Annotated in this window: 27 protein-coding genes; 9 read left to right on the top strand and 18 right to left on the bottom strand. The window is 60.9% G+C overall.

What is annotated here, in order from left to right; all coding sequences use genetic code 11:
- Positions 1 to 107 precede the first annotated feature (107 nt).
- The gene (locus ATE59_RS04095; RefSeq protein WP_040590181.1) at positions 108 to 434 is read left to right on the top strand and encodes a hypothetical protein; all 327 of its coding nucleotides are present in this window, start codon (positions 108 to 110) and stop codon (positions 432 to 434) included.
- A 145-nt stretch (positions 435 to 579) separates the two neighbouring features.
- On the opposite strand, the gene gnd is transcribed toward ATE59_RS04095, so the two are convergent.
- The 7 genes from gnd to ATE59_RS04060 all read right to left on the bottom strand — a co-directional run bounded on the left by gnd (position 580) and on the right by ATE59_RS04060 (position 6,944).
- Positions 580 to 1,557, bottom strand: a complete 978-nt coding sequence (gene gnd / locus ATE59_RS04090) for a phosphogluconate dehydrogenase (NAD(+)-dependent, decarboxylating) (RefSeq protein WP_003045013.1) — start codon at positions 1,555 to 1,557, stop codon at positions 580 to 582.
- A 259-nt stretch (positions 1,558 to 1,816) separates the two neighbouring features.
- Positions 1,817 to 2,080, bottom strand: coding sequence for a hypothetical protein (locus ATE59_RS04085; RefSeq protein ID WP_003045008.1), 264 nt, complete (start codon positions 2,078 to 2,080; stop codon positions 1,817 to 1,819).
- 91 nt (positions 2,081 to 2,171) lie between these two features.
- Positions 2,172 to 3,908 (bottom strand): arginine--tRNA ligase, encoded by a 1,737-nt coding sequence (gene argS / locus ATE59_RS04080; protein WP_040590197.1) that lies wholly within the window; start codon positions 3,906 to 3,908, stop codon positions 2,172 to 2,174.
- A gap of 33 nt (positions 3,909 to 3,941) precedes the next feature.
- Positions 3,942 to 4,223 carry a DUF427 domain-containing protein gene (locus tag ATE59_RS04075; RefSeq protein ID WP_003045002.1) on the bottom strand — a complete coding sequence of 94 codons (282 nt, stop codon included), beginning with the start codon at positions 4,221 to 4,223 and terminating at the stop codon, positions 3,942 to 3,944.
- A gap of 52 nt (positions 4,224 to 4,275) precedes the next feature.
- Positions 4,276 to 5,541, bottom strand: a complete 1,266-nt coding sequence (locus ATE59_RS04070) for a thiolase family protein (protein ID WP_011540440.1) — start codon at positions 5,539 to 5,541, stop codon at positions 4,276 to 4,278.
- A gap of 58 nt (positions 5,542 to 5,599) precedes the next feature.
- Complete coding sequence (locus ATE59_RS04065; protein WP_231737164.1) at positions 5,600 to 6,304, bottom strand: FAD-binding oxidoreductase; 705 nt, start codon at positions 6,302 to 6,304, stop codon at positions 5,600 to 5,602.
- 34 nt (positions 6,305 to 6,338) lie between these two features.
- On the bottom strand, positions 6,339 to 6,944 hold the full coding sequence (locus tag ATE59_RS04060; protein ID WP_003044992.1) for a sulfite oxidase-like oxidoreductase: 606 nt from the start codon (positions 6,942 to 6,944) through the stop codon (positions 6,339 to 6,341).
- A 503-nt stretch (positions 6,945 to 7,447) separates the two neighbouring features.
- On the opposite strand from ATE59_RS04060, the gene ATE59_RS04055 reads away from it, so the two are divergent.
- The 7 genes from ATE59_RS04055 to ATE59_RS04025 all read left to right on the top strand — a co-directional run bounded on the left by ATE59_RS04055 (position 7,448) and on the right by ATE59_RS04025 (position 11,709).
- Entirely contained in the window at positions 7,448 to 8,461 is a 1,014-nt protein-coding gene (locus tag ATE59_RS04055) for a zinc-binding alcohol dehydrogenase family protein (RefSeq protein WP_041382899.1), read from the top strand.
- A 53-nt stretch (positions 8,462 to 8,514) separates the two neighbouring features.
- Complete coding sequence (locus ATE59_RS04050) at positions 8,515 to 8,946, top strand: GlcG/HbpS family heme-binding protein (RefSeq protein WP_003044986.1); 432 nt, start codon at positions 8,515 to 8,517, stop codon at positions 8,944 to 8,946.
- Between the two features lie 59 nt (positions 8,947 to 9,005).
- Positions 9,006 to 9,299 carry a DUF1330 domain-containing protein gene (locus ATE59_RS04045; RefSeq protein ID WP_231292903.1) on the top strand — a complete coding sequence of 98 codons (294 nt, stop codon included), beginning with the start codon at positions 9,006 to 9,008 and terminating at the stop codon, positions 9,297 to 9,299.
- A 70-nt stretch (positions 9,300 to 9,369) separates the two neighbouring features.
- A complete protein-coding gene (locus tag ATE59_RS04040; RefSeq protein ID WP_003044977.1) occupies positions 9,370 to 9,660 on the top strand; it encodes a DUF2218 domain-containing protein in 291 nt (96 codons plus the stop codon).
- Positions 9,661 to 9,709: 49 nt separating this feature from the next.
- Positions 9,710 to 10,180: a peroxiredoxin family protein gene (locus ATE59_RS04035; protein ID WP_011540436.1), complete on the top strand. Its 471-nt coding sequence runs from the start codon at positions 9,710 to 9,712 to the stop codon at positions 10,178 to 10,180.
- A 3-nt stretch (positions 10,181 to 10,183) separates the two neighbouring features.
- Positions 10,184 to 10,432, top strand: coding sequence for a DM13 domain-containing protein (locus ATE59_RS04030; protein ID WP_003044972.1), 249 nt, complete (start codon positions 10,184 to 10,186; stop codon positions 10,430 to 10,432).
- Positions 10,429 to 11,709: an MFS transporter gene (locus ATE59_RS04025; RefSeq protein WP_011540435.1), complete on the top strand. Its 1,281-nt coding sequence runs from the start codon at positions 10,429 to 10,431 to the stop codon at positions 11,707 to 11,709. Before ATE59_RS04030 ends, ATE59_RS04025 begins: the two co-directional genes overlap by 4 nt.
- A 22-nt stretch (positions 11,710 to 11,731) precedes the next feature.
- Here the strand turns inward: ATE59_RS04025 and ATE59_RS04020 are convergent, their stop codons facing one another.
- The 10 genes from ATE59_RS04020 to ATE59_RS03975 form a co-directional block, all read right to left on the bottom strand.
- A complete protein-coding gene (locus ATE59_RS04020; RefSeq protein ID WP_003044968.1) occupies positions 11,732 to 12,184 on the bottom strand; it encodes a hypothetical protein in 453 nt (150 codons plus the stop codon).
- Positions 12,185 to 12,269: 85 nt separating this feature from the next.
- Entirely contained in the window at positions 12,270 to 12,830 is a 561-nt protein-coding gene (locus tag ATE59_RS04015; protein WP_003044962.1) for a hypothetical protein, read from the bottom strand.
- Between the two features lie 108 nt (positions 12,831 to 12,938).
- Positions 12,939 to 13,907 (bottom strand): magnesium and cobalt transport protein CorA, encoded by a 969-nt coding sequence (locus ATE59_RS04010; protein WP_003044960.1) that lies wholly within the window; start codon positions 13,905 to 13,907, stop codon positions 12,939 to 12,941.
- Complete coding sequence (locus ATE59_RS04005) at positions 13,904 to 14,608, bottom strand: glutathione S-transferase N-terminal domain-containing protein (protein WP_003044957.1); 705 nt, start codon at positions 14,606 to 14,608, stop codon at positions 13,904 to 13,906. Before ATE59_RS04005 ends, ATE59_RS04010 begins: the two co-directional genes overlap by 4 nt.
- Positions 14,609 to 14,747: 139 nt before the next feature.
- Positions 14,748 to 15,323 carry a peptide-methionine (S)-S-oxide reductase MsrA gene (msrA, locus tag ATE59_RS04000; protein ID WP_432813840.1) on the bottom strand — a complete coding sequence of 192 codons (576 nt, stop codon included), beginning with the start codon at positions 15,321 to 15,323 and terminating at the stop codon, positions 14,748 to 14,750.
- A complete protein-coding gene (msrB, locus tag ATE59_RS03995; RefSeq protein WP_003044951.1) occupies positions 15,289 to 15,732 on the bottom strand; it encodes a peptide-methionine (R)-S-oxide reductase MsrB in 444 nt (147 codons plus the stop codon). The genes msrA and msrB overlap by 35 nt, the downstream gene beginning before the upstream one ends.
- A 144-nt stretch (positions 15,733 to 15,876) precedes the next feature.
- The gene (locus ATE59_RS03990) at positions 15,877 to 16,752 is read right to left on the bottom strand and encodes a LysR family transcriptional regulator (protein WP_003044949.1); all 876 of its coding nucleotides are present in this window, start codon (positions 16,750 to 16,752) and stop codon (positions 15,877 to 15,879) included.
- Positions 16,753 to 17,104: 352 nt separating this feature from the next.
- Positions 17,105 to 17,383, bottom strand: coding sequence for a 4-hydroxylaminobenzoate lyase (locus tag ATE59_RS03985; RefSeq protein WP_003044946.1), 279 nt, complete (start codon positions 17,381 to 17,383; stop codon positions 17,105 to 17,107).
- Between the two features lie 42 nt (positions 17,384 to 17,425).
- Positions 17,426 to 18,271 (bottom strand): NmrA family NAD(P)-binding protein, encoded by an 846-nt coding sequence (locus ATE59_RS03980; RefSeq protein ID WP_003044938.1) that lies wholly within the window; start codon positions 18,269 to 18,271, stop codon positions 17,426 to 17,428.
- Entirely contained in the window at positions 18,264 to 18,719 is a 456-nt protein-coding gene (locus ATE59_RS03975; RefSeq protein WP_231292902.1) for a nuclear transport factor 2 family protein, read from the bottom strand. Before ATE59_RS03975 ends, ATE59_RS03980 begins: the two co-directional genes overlap by 8 nt.
- 59 nt (positions 18,720 to 18,778) lie before the next feature.
- On the opposite strand from ATE59_RS03975, the gene ATE59_RS03970 reads away from it, so the two are divergent.
- A complete protein-coding gene (locus ATE59_RS03970; protein WP_003044933.1) occupies positions 18,779 to 19,405 on the top strand; it encodes a TetR/AcrR family transcriptional regulator in 627 nt (208 codons plus the stop codon).
- A 43-nt stretch (positions 19,406 to 19,448) separates the two neighbouring features.
- Here the strand turns inward: ATE59_RS03970 and ATE59_RS03965 are convergent, their stop codons facing one another.
- Positions 19,449 to 19,943, bottom strand: coding sequence for a MarR family winged helix-turn-helix transcriptional regulator (locus ATE59_RS03965; RefSeq protein WP_231292901.1), 495 nt, complete (start codon positions 19,941 to 19,943; stop codon positions 19,449 to 19,451).
- Between the last annotated feature and the right edge of the window lie 278 nt (positions 19,944 to 20,221).

Genomic DNA, 20,221 nt, shown 5'->3' with positions numbered 1-20,221 from the left:
AGTCAGAGCGGCCGTGCACATTCCGAACGAAGCCAGGTTTCCTGCACGCTGCTGAAGCCGGCCTCGCGTAATGTCTGGGTCGCCGCAGCCAACCGCTGGCCCCGCCGATGCAGGAGGTTAACGAACGCGCGGAGTATTTCGAGCCGGGGATCAGCGAGTGTCCCATTTGCACGCCGTCCCGGGAGAAGTTGATGTTTCTTGAAGAGGGCCTGCGCGAGACCGGCTCGCGATCCGAACCTTTGGCCTTTCTCGCTCCGCGCCAGTGCGATTACCGTCAGTTCCATCGGCGTGAAGATGAAGGCGCCGGATGGAAGTATCTCTGGCTCGATGAGGTGCAGCACTGTGGCGCGAGCTCCCTTGTTCTCTTCATCGTCTTCGCGGCCGTACCTATTTTAACGAACCGCGGCGCCGTTGAAGATTGTCCGTTCGGCTAAGACGCTCTCATTCATCCTGGGGCGCAGCGTCAGGCACGCCGTCGCTTCTGTGTCAGCCGTTGCGCCGACTATCGCAGTGAGCCAGACGTTTTTCCAATAGGCTGTGCCTATAGTTTTCATAGCGCCGGATAGCGTGACGCGTCACTTATTGCGGCATCTCGACATGCCCACCGAAGCCAAAGCGCATCGCCGAGAGAAGCTTGTCGCCAAAAGTGTGGTCGACGCGGCTGCGGTAGCGCGCAAACAAGGCGGCCGAAAGGACATAGGCCGGGACGGCTTCTTCCATTGCCGCATCGATCGTCCACCGGCCCTCGCCAGAGTCCGAGACCTGGCCGGTGAATTGCTCGAGCATCGGATCCCTGGCCAGGCCGATCGCGCAAAGGTCGAGCAGCCAGGACGAGATGACACTGCCGCGACGCCAGACTTCGGCCACGTCGGTCAGGTTGATGTCGAAGCGTTCATCAGGCTCGAGCCGTTCGGAGGACTTGCCCTTGAGAATGTCGAAGCCCTCGGCATAGGCCTGCATCAGGCCATATTCGATTCCGTTGTGGACCATCTTGACGAAATGCCCGGCGCCGGTTGGGCCGGCGTGGATATAGCCGCGCTCGGCGCGACTGTCGGGCGCGTCGCGTCCAATGGTGCGGACGATCGAACCATAGCCCGGCGCGAGCGTATCGAAGATGGGATCCAGCAGATCGACGATCTCCTTGTCGCCGCCGATCATCATGCAATAACCGCGTTCGAGCCCCCATATCCCGCCTGATGTGCCAACATCGATATAATGGAGCCCCTTGTCCCTTGCCGCAGCACCACATTTGATGTCGTCTTTGTAGAAGCTGTTGCCGCCATCGATGATGATGTCGCCGGGCTCCGACAATTCCATCAGCTTGTCGACCGTGTCTTGGGTGGGAGCGCCCGCCGGGAGCATTACCCAGAAGATCCGCGGCGCAGTGAGTTTGGCGACGACATCTTCAAGCGAATTCGCTCCGATGGCACCTTCACCGGCGAGCTGAGTAACCGCGGCCGGATCGCGATTGAAGGCGACGACCTCGTGGCCGCCGCGCATCAGCCGACGCGCGATATTGGCACCCATGCGGCCGAGGCCGATCATTGCAAGACGCATTGTTCAAATCCTTCTGTCAGAAGTTCACCCGGCGCGGACAGTTCCGACCAACGCCCCGCCGTCACGATCCAACGAGACCGCACCGCTCGCTGGCAGGTTACCATGAGTATGCAAATTTCGCCGCGCCTTGGCACTGAATGGAGGATGAGTTCATCGCCAGACGAAGTCCAATAACCAGGCGCTATAGTTTCGATACCCATTTAGCGACATGCGCAGTGCCGGGGCGGACATTGCGAACAGAGCAGCGACTGCGACACCCTCAGTCCGGTTGGAAGCCAAGCACGAAATCCACGACCTTTTTCGCAGACATCTCGCACGGCTTGAGCGATGTTTTGCCTGATGTGAACCGATACAGGTTGAAGCTGACGATGTCGGTCCCAGCCAACTCCCTGGCAAACAGGCTGTTGCGGCGCCCGTCGTCGGACCGCCGGACGATCAAGCCGAAACGCCGGCCTTCGTGAATGCCTTCGCTATGACCCTCGGGAAGCCTTTTGAAGGCAGCGTCGAAATCGGTAAGCTCCATCTCGTTCCACCAGTATCAGAAGACGCACAGCATGTTCGGGCCCGCCAACTCTGGCGCGCGCAACGAGCCCCAGGAACAAGCGCGCATTCGACTAGGCCCTCTCCATCTCATGTGTCGGTTCAACCCCCATCAGCGCCAGGCCGTTGCGGATGACCTGCCCGATCGCGGCGGCCAGGAACAACCGCGCGCGGCTAACCGGCAGGTTTTCCGGGTAGGCGAAGCGGCGCGTCGGGTCGGCATTTCCTGTGTTCCACAGCGCATGGAATTCCGCGGCCAGCCCCTCAAGGAAGAAGGCGATCCGGTGCGGCTCGCGCGCTGCCGCAGCCGCCTCGACGATGCGGGGGAATTCTGCCGCACGCTTCACAAGCGTAAGGCTCGGACCGTCCAGAAGAGCGAGATCGGGCGGGTCGCCCAACTCGATACCCGCTTCGGCCGCGCGGCTTGCTAGCGAGCAAATCCGCGCATGGGCATATTGCACATAGAAGACCGGATTATCCTTCGATGCCTCGACGACGGTCGCAAAGTCGAAGTCCATGGACGCTTCCGCTTTGCGGGTCAGCATCATGAAGCGAACGACGTCCTTTCCGACTTCTCGAATGACATCGGCCAGCGTGACGAAATTGCCTGCGCGCTTGGACATCTTGACCGGCTCACCCGCGCGCAGCAGCCGCACGATCTGCACCAGCTTGACGTCGAACCGCTTCCTGCCTTCGGTTAGAGCTTCGGCGGCGGCAACGATGCGCATCACGGTCCCGGCATGATCGGCGCCCCAGATGTCGATCAGTTCGTCGGCATCGCGCGCCTTCTCGAAATGATAGGCCAGATCCACGCCGAAATAGGTCCAGCTCCCATCCGGTTTACGGATAGGACGGTCCTGGTCATCGCCAAATTTCGTCGACCGGAACAGCGGCAGCGCGATCGGCTCCCAGTCCTTGGAGACTTCACCCTTCGGAGGTTCGAGAACGCCGTCATAGACAAGATCGCGCTCGCGCAGCCAGGCCTCGGCATCATCCGGCTTTCCGGCAGCGACGAGGTCCGCCTCCGACGCGAAGCGGTCGTGACTTATGCCGAGCAGCGCCAGATCTTCGCGGATCGTCTCCATCATCGCGGCAACGGTCCGCGCACGAAAGATTGCGAGCCAGTCCGTCTCCGGGGCGTCGGCATAGCGGCCCCCAAAATCGGCGGCCAGCGCCTCCCCGACCGGCTTCAGATAATCGCCCGGGTATAGACCTTCCGCTATCTCGCCGAGGCTCTCGCCCAACGCCTCGCGATATCTCTGGTGTGCCGAGCGAGCGAGAATATCGACCTGCCCGCCGGCATCATTGATATAATATTCGCGGATGACGCGATGGCCGGTGAAAGCGAGCAGGTTGGCGAGCGCATCTCCGACCACTGCCCCTCGGCAGTGCCCCATATGCATCGGACCGGTCGGGTTGGCCGAGACAAACTCTATATTCACCGTCTTACCCGCGCCGACGGGCGACATGCCGTAGCGGTCCTTCTGGTCCGCAATCACCGCCAGCTCGTTTTGCCAGGCCTGGTCGGTCAGCCGGATATTTACAAAGCCCGGGCCAGCGACGGCCACGTCTGCAACATCCTCCAACATGGCCAACCGGCCCGCCAACTTCTCAGCGAGTTGGCGCGGATGCGTGCCGGTAAGTTTTGCCAGGACCATCGCCGCGTTGGTCGACAGATCGCCATGCGCCGGGTCGTGCGGACGCTCCACGGTCAGCCCCGCCCGGTCGAGGCCCGCAGGAACGTCCCCCGCCACCTGCAGATCGCCAATTACCCGCGCGAGATGATCAAGGATGCGCGCATGAAGCGACACAGCCATCAGCGAAGGCCCGCTGCGCCTTGGCTGCTATCCAACCTCTACGCCTTTCCAGAAAGCGATGTGATCCCGGATGGCTTCCGCAACCGGATTCGGATCGGGATATGACCAAGCCGCGTCCGCGTTGAGCGCGCTGCCTACGCGGATATGGAAGTATCTCGCGGTGCCCTTGATCGGGCAGACAGAAGTGTGTGCGCTCGCTTCAAGGAGCTCCTGATTGACCGCGGAAGGTGGGAAATAGTGGTTTCCCTCGACGACGATTGTCTCGTCGCTTGCGGCGATGGTGGTGTCGTTCCAAACTGCTGAGACCAACGGAATATCCTCTCATATTGTCAATGGCACGGCGTTCGCAGCGGCCCGTGAATCAGGGGCGTTCGAGGAGTGCGACGGTGCCTTGGCCGCCGTCGGCGCAGATGCTGACGATTGCCCGTGATCCGCTCGGCATGTCCCAGAGCTCCTTCACTGCCTGGCTGAGGTCGCGCGCGCCTGTCGCGCCGAAGGGATGACCGATTGCTACCGAGCCCCCGTTGGGATTGACGCGGTCCCAGTCGAAGTCGCCCAAATCCGACTGGACACCGGCGGTTTCGCGCACCCACTCCCGGTCGGTGATGGCCGCGACATTCGCCAGGACCTGGGCGGCGAAGGCTTCGTGGATTTCCCAAAGAGCGATATCGGAGAAGCTTAGTTGATGCCGCGCGAGCAGACGTGGAATGCCATAGGAGGGTGCCATCAACAGACCCTCGGTGTGGAAATCGACGGCCGACACCTCGTAATCGATGAGCCGCGCGTAGGGGGTGCCCGCCGGCAGTCGTGCCACGCCGGCTTCGTTTGCCACCCAGCAACCGGCGGCGCCATCCGTTATCGGCGAGCTGTTGCCGGCAGTCAGCGTTCCCCTGCCACTGTCGCGATCGAAGACGGGCTTGAGTGCGGCAAGCCGTTCGGGCGACGTATCGGCGCGGGGGTTCGCATCGCGCGCCAGTTCAGGAAGGGAAATCGCGAGATCGTCGAAGAAACCTCGCTCCCAACCAGCGACCGACCGCTGGTGGCTCTTTAGCGCCCAATCGTCCTGCGCCTCGCGCGAGATCCGCCAGGCCTTGGCGGTGTCCTCCATATGATCGCCCATTGTCCTGCCGGTGATCCGGTTGGCCCATCCCTTGGTCGGGAGCACATAGTCGTGGAGGGCAAGAGACTGGAGGGCCGCAAGCGCCGCCGCTGGATCTTGCGCAAAGAGGTCGGTGAGCCGCTTCGATGCATCGGCCGTCAAAGCGATGGGAGGTCGGCTCATGACTTCGGCACCGCCCACCATCGTGAGATCGGTTCCTCCGCCCAGCATCCCTGCCGCAGCGAAAGTCGCCGTCATGCTGGTAGAGCATGCCAAAACGACCGAAAATGCGGGGACATTCGGATTGAGCTTGGCGTCAAGCCAGGTCTCGCGAGCAATGTTGCTCCAACCCAAATTCGGGATCACGGTACCCCAGATGAGAAGATCCGGCTCTGCTTGCGCCGCCATCGCCTGCACAAGAGGGACGGACAAAGAGACGGCATCATAAGCAGCCAAAGCCCCTCCGCCGCGGCCGAAGGGAGTGCGAAGGCCGGCGGCAACAAAGACGGGTTCAGCAAAGCGGCTCATGACGATCTCCAAATATTATCCGCAGGGTGAAAGGTGGGGCGCGACGGAGTATGCGCCGCTAACCACCATAGCGCTCGGTCTTGATTATCGAGGGGTCGACCCCGGCCAGCAGCGCGCCCTCGGTCGCAATGTTGACGAAATCGTTGGATCCGCAAACGAATATCTGTGTGGGCTTTCGGTGAAGCCGGGCGAGAACCTCTTCGACCATGGCGCTGTCGATCCGCCGCCCGAAATCCGATGCGCGGATCGGATCTTCGCGCGTGATCGCCAGCGCCAGGACAAATGCGGCATCGTTGATCTCGACGGAATGTAGTTCTTCCGAAAACAGAACATCCTCAGCGGTGCGCGCGGACAGGAGCAACGCGGTTGGCACGGCCGGGTCTTGTGTGCGGCGATGCCGGATCATCGCCATCAACGGCACGAGCCCGGAGCCTGCTCCGATCAACAGCACCGCGTCTACGGCAGGTTCAGGCCATAGGAAGTGCCCGCCGAGCGGACCGCGAAGCTCGATCTCATCGCCGACTATCGCGATATCGTGAAAATAGGCCGACACCTCGCCATCGGGCAGGCGTTCGACAGCGAGCTCGATGATCGGGGACGAGGCTGCCGATGACGCGATCGAGTAACTGCGCATCGCGCTATAGCCATCAGGCGCGGTCAGCCGGACATCGACATGTTGGCCTGCGATGTGCGCGAACGGCCTGCTCAATCGGAGGAAGAAGCTTTTGATGCTCGGCGTCTGCTGGACGATTTCCTCGATCACGCATGATTGCCATGACGCGGTTTGCGTGCCGTTGTCAGTCATCGGTGTATCGTTGCTCGCGCCACGGATCGCCGTAAATATGATAGCCGCGCAGCTCCCAGAAGCCGGCCTCGTCACGGGTTGTGAATTGCAGCGCCTTCACCCATTTGGCGGACTTCCAGAAGTACAGATGCGGAACCAGCAGACGCGCCGGCCCGCCATGATCGCGGGTAATCGGCTGGCCGGCAAATTTGAGAGCGACCATCGCTTTCCCGGACAGCAGGTCCGCCAGCGGGACGTTTGTCGAATAATCGTCGTAGGAATGCGCCAGGACGAAATCAGTGGGCCGGTCGAGCCCTGCATCCGCAAGGATGTCTTCAATGAGGACGCCCTCCCATATGGTATCCAGCTTGGACCAAGAGGTCACACAGTGAATATCCTTGGTCACCTTGGTCTTTGGCAGGGCGTTAAACTCGCTCCAGTTCCACACTTTGACCGGCTTCGGGCCGACTTTGACGGTGAATTTCCAATCAGCCAGCTCCACGTTCGGCGTCGGCCCCGCCGTGAGAACCGGAAAATTCTCCACGAGATGCTGACCCGGCGGAATCCGGCCGGACTGGTCGCCACTTGAACCGCGACCGGTGAAACCTCTGGTGACCATAGTGCCCCCTTTTTGCTCGATGCGACAGACGATAACCGGCTTCACTTCAGACCTGATACGCGTGGCCGCGGTACGAACCGATGGCTTGAAGCCTGAAACGCCCGATGCTTCATCGGATTTTCGATGATCGCATTTTCGTGAATCGGTGATTTGATGCTTATGGACTATAACGCGACGCCGGGCCGATTTCCCAATACCCTATCGCTATAGTTTTTATAGCTTTGAATAAATTACGCGCGCATCACGTCGGCTGCAGATTTAGGCACGGCATGAGGCTCGGTCCGCCTGCTTTCCAGGTTGGCTGCCGCGCCTCACAGCTTCGTAAGCGCCTCTCAGGGATAGAACGGCAACAAGGTATGGAAACTATGTTCCGCCGCTATTGGAAATAGTCGGTGCACATCTTCATAGTCCTGCGTGCGAAACCCTTGAACCCCGTGCGAATTTTCGAAGAAGTGGCGCTCTGATCGATCGAGACTTCGGGGCGCAGCAAGATGGAGACATTGATGAAAGCCGTTGGTTACAAGGTCCCGGGACCCATCGCCGAGGATGCTGCGCTGGTCGACATCGAGCTGCCCCAGCCTGTCGCGGCAGGATATGATATCCTGGTTGAGGTGAAGGCCGTCTCGGTGAACCCGGTCGACTATAAGGTCCGCGGCAGCTCGCCGCCAGCCGATGGTGAATGGAAGGTGCTGGGGTGGGATGCGTCCGGGATCGTGCGCGAGGTCGGCCCCGACGTGACGCAGTTCCAGCCGGGCGACGAGGTCTATTATGCCGGATCGATTACCCGGCCCGGCACCAATGTCGAGTTCCATCTTGTCGACGCCCGGATCGTCGGTCGCAAACCCGCCTCGCTCGACTGGGCGGAAGCAGCAGCGCTGCCGCTAACGACGTTGACCGCCTGGGAGGCGATGTTCGATCGCCTCGACGTGGCGAAGCCAGTCCCCGGTGCGGCGCCGGCGATCCTCATCATCGGTGGCGCGGGTGGGGTCGGGTCGATCGCGATCCAGATCGCGCGCCAGCGCACAGACCTCACCGTCATCACCACCGCCTCCCGAGCGGAAACCCAGGAGTGGGTGAAGGAGCTTGGCGCGCACCATGTCATCGACCATAGGCGCCCGCTCGCGGCACAGATTGCCGAGCTTGGCATCGGCGCTCCCGCGTTCGTCTTTTCGACCACGCATACAGAGCAGCATGCCGCCGACATCGCCGAGCTGATCGCGCCGCAAGGGCGGTTCGCGCTGATCGACGATCCCACGGCATTCGACATCATGCTGTTCAAGCGCAAGGCGGTGTCGATACACCATGAGCTGATGTTCACCCGGTCGATCTACGGCACGCCCGATATGCATGAGCAGGGCAAGATCCTCGACGCGCTGGCCGTGCTGGTCGATGAGGGCAAAATCCGTACGACACTGACCGAGCGACTGTCGCCGATCAATGCTGCCAATCTGAAGACAGTGCACGCACTGATCGAAAGTGGCGCGGCGAAAGGCAAGACCGTCCTCGAAGGATTCTGATCTTTTCCAGTCCAAGTAACGCCGGACGATAACGCCGCGGCGAAGGAAATCCCATGACCAAGTCCATTGCCACTGCCTCGATCAACCGTGAAACCGCAGTCGCCCTCATCGACGCAGCGATAACCGCCGCCCGTGCAATCGGCATCCCGGCTGCCGTCGCCGTCGTCGACGCAACCGGGTATCTGCGGGCGTTCGAGCGCACCGACGACGCGCCGTTTCTCACCGTCGATGTTGCCATCGACAAAGCGTGGAGTTCCGCCTCCTTTGGATATCCGACCCATGTCTGGAACGACTATGTGAGCAACGATCCCAAAGTGGCGCCGCTGGCCTATCGCCCCCGGATGGTCGCCGTCGGTGGCGGCTATCCGATCCTTGAGGACGGAAAGCTGATCGGCGGAATCGGCATCTCCGGAGGCACTTATCAGCAGGACCAGGATGCCTGCGTTGAGGCACTCCAGAAAATCGGGTTCGAACTGCCAGCCTGACGACTGTCAGGCCATCGTCGGTGGCGATGGCCGGCAGATCTCACCTTGCGAAGGATCTTATGATGGAAGCGTTTGTCGTATTCACGCGGGAAGACACCACGGATGTGGATGAACTCGCGGCTTATTCTGCCCGCGTCGGCCCGTCGTTCGATGGGCATGACGTCACTTTTCTCGCCGCTTATGGCGCGATGGAGAATTTGGAGGGGTCGCCGATCGAAGGCGCCGTCATCTTGCGGTTCCCCACGATGCAAGCCGCGCATGACTGGTATCATAGCCCCGCCTACCAAGCTGTTGCTGCGCATCGCTTCGCCGGTGCCCGCTACCGCGGGTTTATCGTCGAGGGGCTGCGTTGACTCCCCCGCATTATAATGGCGGTACTGACCAAGAGCTGTGCGCCCAAACACCAACACCGGGAGTTTCTAAATGATCGAGGCCGAGGCACGCATCGCTACGATCGAATCGAGTCGATATCTGACGAGACTCGCTGAGGCGTGGGTTCATACTTACCCGGTTCGATATGACGCGCTGACAGCCGAAATCCAGCTTCCGGGCGGCGAGCTTATATTAACTGCGGACGGCGACAGCCTCTCCTTGAGGCTCGTGGGCAAAGATCGCGAACGTTTCGATGCAACCAAGCAATCGGTCGCCACGCTTGTTGATCGCGTCGCGGAGCACGACACCGGGGTCCGATGCGTTTGGAATGACATATCATGATAGCGCGCACCACAATTCGCCGCGGTTCTTCATCGCGCTGGAGGATCAGATGAGCATGCTCGAACCCCAAGCGCCGGATCTTCGGGTGCAGAAATGGATCGGCGCGGACGGAGAAAGCACCGGGCCGCTCAAGCTGTCGGATCTCGGCTCCGGCCCAAAGATCCTGTTCGCCTTCCAGCACTGGTGCCGCGGCTGCCATGTGCATGGCTTCCCGACGCTACAAAGATTGCATAGTGCATTGAGCCCCAGGGGCGTGGGATTTGCGGTGATCCAGACCGTCTTCGAAGGTGCGGATGAAAACACCTTCGAGAAGTTGCGTGTGAACCAGCTCGAATATGCGCTTCCTGTCGCCTTCGGCCATGATGAACCACTGGTCGGCGCGACGCTGCCTACCTTCATGGAGGATTATCGCACGCGAGGAACGCCCTGGTTCTCGATCATTGACGCTGGCGGCCGTATCGTCTTCTCGGACTTCCATCTCGACGCGGACAGGATCGTAAAGGATCTGGAGCTGGTGTAATCCGTGCGGCCTTGGCTCTTCCTGACCGCCAGCCACCTCGCAATGCTCGGCATTGGTTTTGCGGCCGGCATTTACACGCTGCCAATCCTCACCGCGGCCAGGCCGCCGAAGCCGGCAGCCTATCAGGCCATCGTCGACGTGCCTGTCGGGATCGATGTTCGCGACTACAACACGGTCGTCATCTGGTGCGAAGCGTTCGACCAGTTCATCAGCGCGGCAGCGTATCGACCGTCGCGTCAGGCGCTAAAATGAGCCCGGCGATGGATAGCATGCGGTCGGCGGGCCGACGTGGCCTCAAGCTCGCACCGGTGGCGGCGTTGCTGGCGAGCGTCGCGGCTCTGCTGCTGGGTAATGGTTTGCTGGGCACGCTCCTGATCGTCAGGGCCGGCCAGGAGGGCTTCTCGTCCGGCGCGATCAGCGCGATGATGTCGTTCTACTTCGCCGGTTTCACGATCGGCGCGCTCATGTTGCCGCGGATCATCGTCGCCGTGGGTCATGTCAGAACCTTTGCTGGCTTTGCGGCGATCGCCTCGATGACTGCCCTTCTCCATGTTGCGCTCGTGGAACCGATCGCCTGGATACCGCTTCGCCTGATCACGGGCTTCGCCTACGCGGGCATGATCCTCGCAACGGAGAGCTGGCTCAACGCCCATGCAGTGCCATCCACGCGCGGCCAACTCCTGTCGATCTTCGGAGTCGTCTCGATGGGCTCATGGGCCATCGGCCAGGCCTTGCTCAACGTCGCCCCGCCCGCCGACATGACCTTGTTCCTTATCGTGTCGCTGTTAATTTCCGCGGCGGTGGTTCCGATCACCTTGCTGCCCAGCCATCCGCCGGCGCAGGTGACACAGGAACGGGTCGCGTTCAGCGACCTCGTGCGCGCATCACCGCTCGCTGCGGCTGGCGCTTTCCTCGCTGGCCTGGCTATCGGCGGTTTTTGGGGCATGGGCCCGAACTTCGCCCAGAGGATCGGACTCGATGTCGGCGGCATCTCCGCTTTCATGGCTGCGGTGCTGGGTGGGACGCTCCTATTGCAGTGGCCCCTCGGCTGGCTTTCGGATCGCGTGTCGCGGAACCTTGTCATCGCCGCTGCGGCCCTGGCGTCCGCAGCGGCGGCCGTCGGCGTCGCCCTCGCGGTAGGGGCGCCCCTGCCGCTGCTCCTCGCGGCGGGCGCGCTGTTCGGCGGCTTTGGCATCCCGATCTATTCATTGTGTCTCGCGGTTGCCAACGACGACCTTCCGGCCGGCCGGCTGCTCGGTACCGCCCGCGGGCTTCTGCTGCTCAACGGGATCGGGACAGCCGCCGGACCCCTTATCGGGGGTGCTGCGATGACTATCGCCGGCCCCGGTGGGCTGTTCCTTTATGCGGCCGCATTGCTTGCCATATTGGCGGTGTTGGCTATCGGGAGCAGCCAGCCAAGGCGCCGCATCCACGCCAAGGCTGCCCGCTCTCCAAGCACACCGATGATCACGGGATCTCTTGATGTGATGATATGCATGGAGTCAGAGACGGAGGCCGCCCGGCACTAGCGCGCCTACTGCGACGGGCGTCCTATTCTACATCTTCTACGATGAGGTCCCGGCCGTTGAACTGCACGGTCTCTCCTGTTCGTGCTCCTTCGATCGCCTCGAAGATCGGCGCCATCGTTGAAATGCCCATGAACTCACGCCCATCACAGGTGAACTTGCTCGTTGACACTGCGATCACGAAATGGCGCCCCGACAGTTTGATGACAGCACCCTCCTCCACTGCCGACTTGGGGCCGAAGTCGATCGTCCTGAGCTTTTCAAGTTTATCGGCATAGTCGTGCAATGTGTCGTCAAGCGCTTCAGCCAAGTCGCTCGCGACTTCGGCCTGCGCCTGCTCGTCATTCTCGATCGGCTCGCTCCGATCCAGCTGAGCGATGGAGACATAATCCAGATAATTGGTGCGAGCGCTATGCAGGGCGGCAGTCTCCAGCGAAAGCATGGTTTCGCGGATGTGGCTTTTATTCCAGTTCATCATCACCTCGTTGTGTTTGGATCATTCGAAAGTTCGTGCTTCGGTCCGTCACCGCCGCGGGAGTGCCCCCATTGGGCTCGCCGGCCCGCTACTCGTCGCCTGGGGCGTCATCTCCCTGGTAGGGCGCTCTGATCAGCCGGGAATCCCGGATGATGCTGGTTACAAGCCAGACATAGGATTGCTCGGCGGTATCGAAGCCGAGAATGCTGAAGGCGCCGCCGAAAGGGCATAGCGGGAAGTCTGGAAAGCCCTCGCGCAGCACATAGCGCTCGGGATCGCGCTCAAACTCATTCTTGTAGACTTTGCGCAGGCCGTGCTTGCTCGGAACATCCTCGTCGCCCGCTGGCGTCGTTTGCCGATCCGCGACAAGCCGCTCGGAAAGGTCGCGGTGACAGATTTCGTCGAAGACATCGAAGGCGTCGATCAGCAGACCCTTATGGTTGGTCGCGGGATCGGTAATCGCGTATATGTTGGACGCGTCTTCTCCATCATCCCCGCTTTCGAGGCGCAACGCCGCATCGACGGTTATCGCGCATGGATCGAGCGTTGATCCCAGTTCGAGATCGATGAGATGGCCGTCCTTGACGCGGTACTCGCGGTCGTAGCCCTTCGCGACGAAGGACTGGACTGCTGCTAGGACGTCGGTCACTTGGGATGTCATTGTTGCACCTTGGCTTTGCATGGCATTGGACACGCTCTAATATCAGGGAGGCTGTTGCGGCTCAGCTGACGGAGATGAAAAGCAAACGCGCGCTATTCATATCCACTTGGCCTTCTTGAACCGCACGAACAGGTACAGGCAGAACATCGTCATCAACCCGAGCACGACAAAATAGCCATAGACCGTGTCCAGCTCGGGCATGTTCCTGAAGTTCATGCCATATATCCCGGCGATGGCCGTCGGGACCGCCAATATGGCGGCCCAGGCCGCGAGCTGGCGCGTGGTCACGCCCGTTCTTTGCGCTTCCAACAGGCTGCTGAACTCGAAGACGGTGGACAGAACCTGCAGGAGGCCATCGACCATGGTCTGCACGCGAGCGACATGATCCGCGACGTCGCTGAAATAGGGTCTGACTTCTGAACTGATGCAGGGGAAATGGCCTCGGACGAGTTTCCGGACCAGTTCAGCCATAGCGCCGAGCGTGCGCTGGAAGCGCGTGAGTTCGCTTCTCAGCCCGAAGATGCGGTCGATTTCTGCCCGTCCGAGAAAGTCGTCGAGCGATCGTCTCTCCATCGCCAGAACGTCATCCTCGATCATCTCGAAGATGGGAAGATATTGATCGACGATCCGGTGCAGGATCGCATGCAGCACATAGTCGACACCTTTGCCAAAAAGCGCCGGCGAAGCCTCGAGTTGCTCGCGAAGATTGCCGAGCGCTCCGCCGTTGCCGTGCCGTACGCTGATGAGATGGTTGTGACCGGTGAAGATCGCCATCTTGCCGTAGCGGATCTGGTCTCCATCCAGCTCGGCGGTCTGAGCGACAACATAGAGCTCTTCATTATACGCTTCGAGCTTGGGCGGGCAGAGCGGGTGCATCGCGTTGTCGATTGCCAACGGATGGAGGTTATACGTCGTTTGGATCGCTTTAAGCTCGTCGGCGGTGGGCTCGCGAAGCGCGATCCAGCAAAAGCCGGAGCGATCCTTATCGAGCTGGACCTGCTCGTCGATCGCGATTTCGCGGACCCGCAGGCCCTTGTTGTAATAATAAGCAGCGATGACGCTCATGCCGGTCTCGCAGGGATGCGCAGGCCGCGCTGCACCGCGGGCCGCGCCAGCCCGCGGCGGAGCCATGTCTGGACGTTCGAATATTCGCCGAGGCCGAGGATGTCGCCGGCCGCGTAGACTTCGGCCAGTGCGTTGACCCACCCAAGTGTCGCAATGTCCGCGATCGAATAATCATCGACAAGCCATTCGCGGCCTTCGAGCTGGCGGTCCAGCACCCCCAAGAGACGCTTGGATTCATCGATAAAGCGCTGCCGAGGGCGCTTGTCCTCATAGTCCTTGCCGGCAAATTTCAGGAAAAAACCAAGCTGACCGAAGGTCGGCCCGACGCCGGATACTTGAAAGAATACCCAAGCCAGCGTCTCGTAACGCTGCGCGGGCGCACTCGAATTGAGCTGGCCGGTTTTGTCGGCCAGGTAGAGGAGGATCGCGCCCGATTCCCATATGGCGATAGGGTTGCCGTCAGGACCAGCCGGATCGATGATCGCCGGTATGCGGCCGTTGGGGTTCAACGATACGAACGCTGGATCCTTCGACTCGTTGTTCGAGATATCGACCAGGTGGGGCTCGTACGCCAGGCCGGTCTCCTCGAGCATGATCGAGACCTTGACGCCATTGGGGGTGGGAGCGGCGTAGAGTTGCAGGCGATCGGGATGCAATGCGGGCCAGCGCTGCGTAATAGGAAAGGTCGAGAGGTCTGGCATAAATCTGCGATCCTGTGCTGCGATGGCGACTATATGGACCGACCCGTCTCTCTGAAGCAGGGTTGGATGACCGCGTCGTTGTACGACGCGGTCATGAAGATTGCGAACGGGATCGGCGGAGCGGCAACAGCAGTTAAGCCTATCCCGCTGCCGTCCCCGCCGCGGACTGATCATCATCAACTTTCTGGCGCTTTGGAAGCACCCAGCCGGGACGGACGAAATGGCAGGTGTAGCCGCCCGGGCGTTTCTCGAGATAATCCTGATGGTCCGGCTCGGCCTCCCAGAAATCTCCGACCGGCACGACCTCTGTCACCACCTTGCCATCCCACAGTCCGGAGGCATCCACATCGGCGATCGTGTCCTCGGCGACGCGCTTCTGCTCCTCGTCGACATAATAGATGCCCGACCGGTAGGAGAGCCCGATATCACCGCCTTGGCGATTCTTGGTCGTCGGGTCGTGGATCTGGAAGAAATATTCCAGGATATTGCGGAAGGTCGTCACTGCCGGGTCGAAGATGATCTCGATCCCTTCGGCATGCGTGCCGTGATTGCGATAAGTGGCGTCCGGGACATCGCCGCCGGTGTAGCCGACACGGGTCGATACGATGCCGGGCTGCTTGCGGATCAGATCCTGCATGCCCCAGAAACATCCGCCGGCGAGAATAGCGCGCTGGTGCATGTCAGGCCTCCTCGACCTGATCGAGATATTCGCCATATCCTTCGCTCTCCATCTCGTCGCGCGGAATGAAGCGAAGCGACGCGGAGTTAATGCAGTAGCGCAAACCTCCGCGATCGGAGGGACCGTCCGGGAATACATGACCGAGATGACTGTCGGCGTGCACCGATCTGACTTCCGTCCGCACCATACCGTGCGCGCTGTCGCGCAACTCGTTCACATTTGCTGCAACGATCGGCTTGGTGAAGCTGGGCCAGCCAGAACCCGAGTCGAATTTGTCGGTCGAGGCGAACAAAGGCTCTCCCGACACGATATCGACGTAGATGCCTGGTTCCTTGTTGTCATCATACTCCCCCGTGAAGGGCCGCTCGGTGCCCGACTCCTGGGTGACGTAGCGCTGCTCGGCAGTAAGGAGATCAACAGCTTCCTGCGACTTTTCGAACTTCATGATAGTCTCCGATATTGATCTGAGAGGGCGAAAAAGCCGCCGCTTATCGTGTCAGTCACTGCGCCGACTATCGCAGTGCGCCTAGGATTTATCCAATAGGCTGTGCCTATAGTTTCCATAGCACCGACGCTCTCGCGACGGGGTTTAGTGCCACGCATATCCGGCTGCCAGTTGCGCGATCTTCCGTATCTCGACGGGTGCGGTGGAGCCAGATACCGTCGCGATCACGACTTCGCGCTCCAGGGCAAATCCCTCGATCGGCCGCGTAACAAGACCGGGCGCCGTGGCGGATCGTTCCGGAAGAATGCATATGGCGGTGCCATCGGCGACGAAGTGTTGCACCCAGTCCTCGCGGTCCGATCGAAAGCGGGGCTGCATGAGCAGGTCGTGCCGCGCGAAATGATCGAGGATCTGATCGCGAAACTCGCACTTGAGGCGATCGACGAAAGGAAACTCGAGCAGGTCTTCTCCGCGCACGATTTCGCGGGATGCCAAGGGATGGCTCGCAGAACAGCCCAGTACGAAGCGCTCTCTGAATAGCGGATGCACATCGAGCTTAGGCTCCGGCCTTGTCTCGCGCGGCATGATGCACGCATGATATTTTCCGGACAGAATGTCCGAGGTGTCCTCGTTCGGCTGAAGCGAGTGCAGCTTGATTTCAATGGATGGCACCTCCGCCAACGCGCTCTCGAAAAACGCGGCAAACTCCTGCGGTCCGACAGTCGGCGCGACCGCCACATCCAGAACACGGTGCATCCCCATCGCCCAGTTCTCGGAATGATTGCGGACGCTTCGCATCGCCACCAGCATGCGCCGGAATTCTGTCTCGACGTCCCGGCCAAGGCCGGTCAGGCGACTGTTTTTCCCGTCGCGGTGAATCAGCGGCCCGCCGAGCTCCTCTTCCAAGCGGCGGATTGCGCGGGTCAGGCTCGGCTGCGACACACCGCTCAGGCGAGCGGCCGCTGTAAAATTCAGCGTCTTGGCCAAGTTGATGAAATAGCTGACCTGATTGAGTTCCATAGTCCGTCGATCCATGCGCCTGACTGATGCTTCTTCCGAAAGACCGCGTTCCTGGGAGAGGCGAAATAAGTATGCGCGACGCATATAATCATAGTGTGCAGCTTTGTCTATATGCGCGGCGCATATATTTTATACGCGATGCGATGCGTAGCCGTGGCCGTGGCCGTGCGCTCGGGCTGCCGAAAGGTCTGGGAACACAACGGCGAAGCCTCCAGACGGCGGTCCGACGCATATGACAGCGACAATATTCACGTGTATTCGCGAGGCTGGCTCTTAGCTGTCCGGACACCTCGAGGCGTCTGAAGAACTAGATTGATCTAAAGCTTGCGCCGCCTTGCTCTGCGACGGGGCCCTATGCGCCGCCCCTCCGCGCCCGGATCTCGGCGGGATCGAACTGATACAGGATACGGCCCGCAGGCATATAATTTAGGGTCATCAGTGCGCCGTTACGCACCTTGAGGAAATGCAGCGTGTCGCGCGCCGCGCAAACCCAGCCCAAACCCTGCCAATCGCCGGGCCCGGCGAGCTCCACCGCATCATCGACCGGAATCACCAGATCGATCTCACCATAGGGATGGCCGTGACAATGACCAACGAATATCGTGTCGGCGCCCGGCTGCCGGCCAGCCACCACCTCGGTACCGTGGTCTCATTCTTAGCGGACGGGTCACCGTCAGCCTGATTGGCGCCCCTGATATGCCTCTCTGTGAGCGGCGAGGAAGGCGGTCAGCTTGGTTGGCATGCGTCCCGTTATTTGCTCGACCTCTGTTGTGGTCCTGTCCTCCGACCCATATGAGATCGCGTCGTCCATGCGCGCGAGCGTGTCCGCATATCCCTCAGGAATGCCGAACCCGGCGTAGCGGCGTGCAAGCTGCTCCACCGATAACCGGCAGTGGTGGACGGGGCGCTGGGCCACGGCGGTGATTCGGTCCGCAACCTCGTCATATGAGAGAGCTTCAGGACCGGTCAGGATCCTTTCTCCTGACCCGAAAACTGGATCCACCAAGGCTTCGACTGCGACCGCCGCTATGTCGGCTGCGTCGATGAACGGGATACGCCCATGCTTCGTCGCCGAGTAGATGCAACCCTCGTTGATGATCGACGGGAGATGCTGCGTAACGAAGTTCTGCATAAACCAGCTCGGGCGCAGTATCGTCCAGCGAGGCGCGTTGGCGTTGAGCCACCCATGAACCTCACCCATCATCGGCCCGCCCTCGTCGATAGACGATGCGCTCAGCAGCACCAGCTGGGCCACTCCTTGTGCCACGGCCTGTTCCAGCAGCGGGCGCATGACGGTCAGGTGGTCCGTTCGGTCGGTAGGAGCGACCAAGTAGATCGCGTCCACACCCTCGAGCGCGGTACGGTGGGAGGCAACGTCGCCCCACTCGAAGCGAACCTGCTCCGGCATCGTGGCGTTGCGGGTTGCGATGCGGGGTTCGACACCGCGTGCCGTAAGCTGCTGCGCAACCAGCGCGCCCGTCTTGCCCGTGCCCCCAGTCACCAAGACCCGATCAACCATGGTCTGACGCTCCGCCGACAAGGGCATCGACAACCGCGCTGCCGCGAAGCGCGCGCAGCACCACCAGCGGGTTCCAGTAATCGCGATAGTGCATAATCCGCCCGGCGTCCGTCCGGATCACGGATATGTAGCGTTGGTCATAGGATTCCCCGGTCGCAACGCCGCTTCCGAAGCCTTCGAACTCGACAATGGTAACATCGGGGTCGGTCGTGGCGTGAATGGTCGGCTCACCCATGCGGTCGAAGGCTATCATGTCACCAAGGCTTTCAAGGTGACGCGCGATAGCAGCCTTTCCAACCAACCGGGTCGGAAGGCCTGGCGGCGAATAAGGAAATTCCATCACCCCATTTTCAGCCACCATGTCGAGAAAGGTGGCAGCATCGGGAGCGAGACGATCACCCAATGCCTTTCGAAGCATCGCTGAAAAGCTTTCCACACTGTCTGTCATGAACTAATCCCAATCGGTTGGAACGGTAGCGTTCCGCTGAGATATATAGGAAGGCATCGATGGAACACAAGCGTTCCGACGGAAATCCGAAAGCAGCCCGTGTTCTCAGCGGAGCAGCGGTCATGCGTGCTGACGTAACGAATGCACTGACGCGCAGCTTCTTCGAAGAATGGGCAAGGACTGGCTATGCGGGTCTGAGCCTCGAACGGGTGGCGCGAACTGCAGGGGTCGGCAAGGCTGCGCTTTACCGCCGCTGGCCGGACAAGGTGTCGATGGCCAGCGATTTGCTGTCGCATGTCGGGTTGACGATGACCGATGTGGAAGAGCACGGCTCGCTGGAGGCTGATCTGCAAGCGGTGCTCCTCGCCATCCGCCGCGTTCTGAGGCATCCCAAGGTGCGACGGATTCTGACCGACCTTCATGGCGAGATCGAGCGGACGCCGGCATTGGAAATGGCGATCCGGCCTTTCCAGCGCGCACGGCGCGAGCGGATCAATGGCCTGATTAATCGGGCGATCAAACGCCGGGAAGTGTCGCCCTTGGTGGACCGTGAGATGGCGGCCGACCTCATCGCAGCCCCGTTATACTGGCGGATCGCGGTATTGGGGGGACGATCGGATCGCGCCTACATCAAGCGGCTTGCCCTCGTCACGGGCGCCGCGCTTCGCGCAAGCGCGCCTTCGTAATTTGCCTTCCAGATCGGCCCATCACGTCCGCAAATTGCGAGCCCTACCCGTCGCCACTTTTCCCGCGTTCCACCCCCCGTTCGTGCAATTCGGCGTCGATGGGGCAGTTGGTGCAGCCTTCATAGCAGCACAGGCGGCAGATGCGGTAGGAATGCTCCAGGTTTTCCAGGCGATCGCGCAGGACGCGTTCAGCCATGTCGCATAGGATTTTCAGTTCGTCGGGCTTCAGGATCGATAATCCTTCGGCAATCACCTCGTCGCGCGAAGCAAGAACCTCGTCGCTCGCAATCTTTCCGGTTGGAGTGAGGTAGAGGGCCCGCGTGCGCCCATCTGACGAATGCTCCCTGCGTTCGATCAATCCCTCGGTAGCCAATCGATCCACCAGGCGAACCGTCCCTGCATGGGAAAGGCCTACCCCGACCGCAAGCATGCGGATCGAGAGCCCGGGCTGGTGCGCGAGTAGCGCCAGCGCTGAGGCGGCGGGGCCAGCTTCCGGTGCCCGCGATGAACTAGCGCGAACGATGTCGTCGCTGATCATCAGTGCGAACGCCCCAAATATATTGCGGTCTCGAGGTCCATCCATCGGCGCGTCTATATGTGCGCGGGGCATAGACAGCAAGTCATAGACTAGCCTCCTTTTATCCGCGCGTCCGGCGAGGAAATCTCGGTTTTAAAAGGGTTTTGATTCCACCGACTGATAGCGCGCGCCAAAAAAATCACTTCCATCTTATCAAGGCGCCGGGCTGGATTGATACCTTGGGGCTATGGCGCGCGACGAACGGGTTAAAAAAATGCCCGAGGTCGCGGCTAAGAATG

It is taken from the genome of Sphingopyxis sp. A083 (genome assembly GCF_001468495.1).
Classification (GTDB): domain Bacteria; phylum Pseudomonadota; class Alphaproteobacteria; order Sphingomonadales; family Sphingomonadaceae; genus Sphingopyxis; species Sphingopyxis terrae.
The sequence above is the reverse complement of the archived record's forward strand: the minus strand, read 5'-3'. Positions and strand labels throughout refer to the sequence as shown.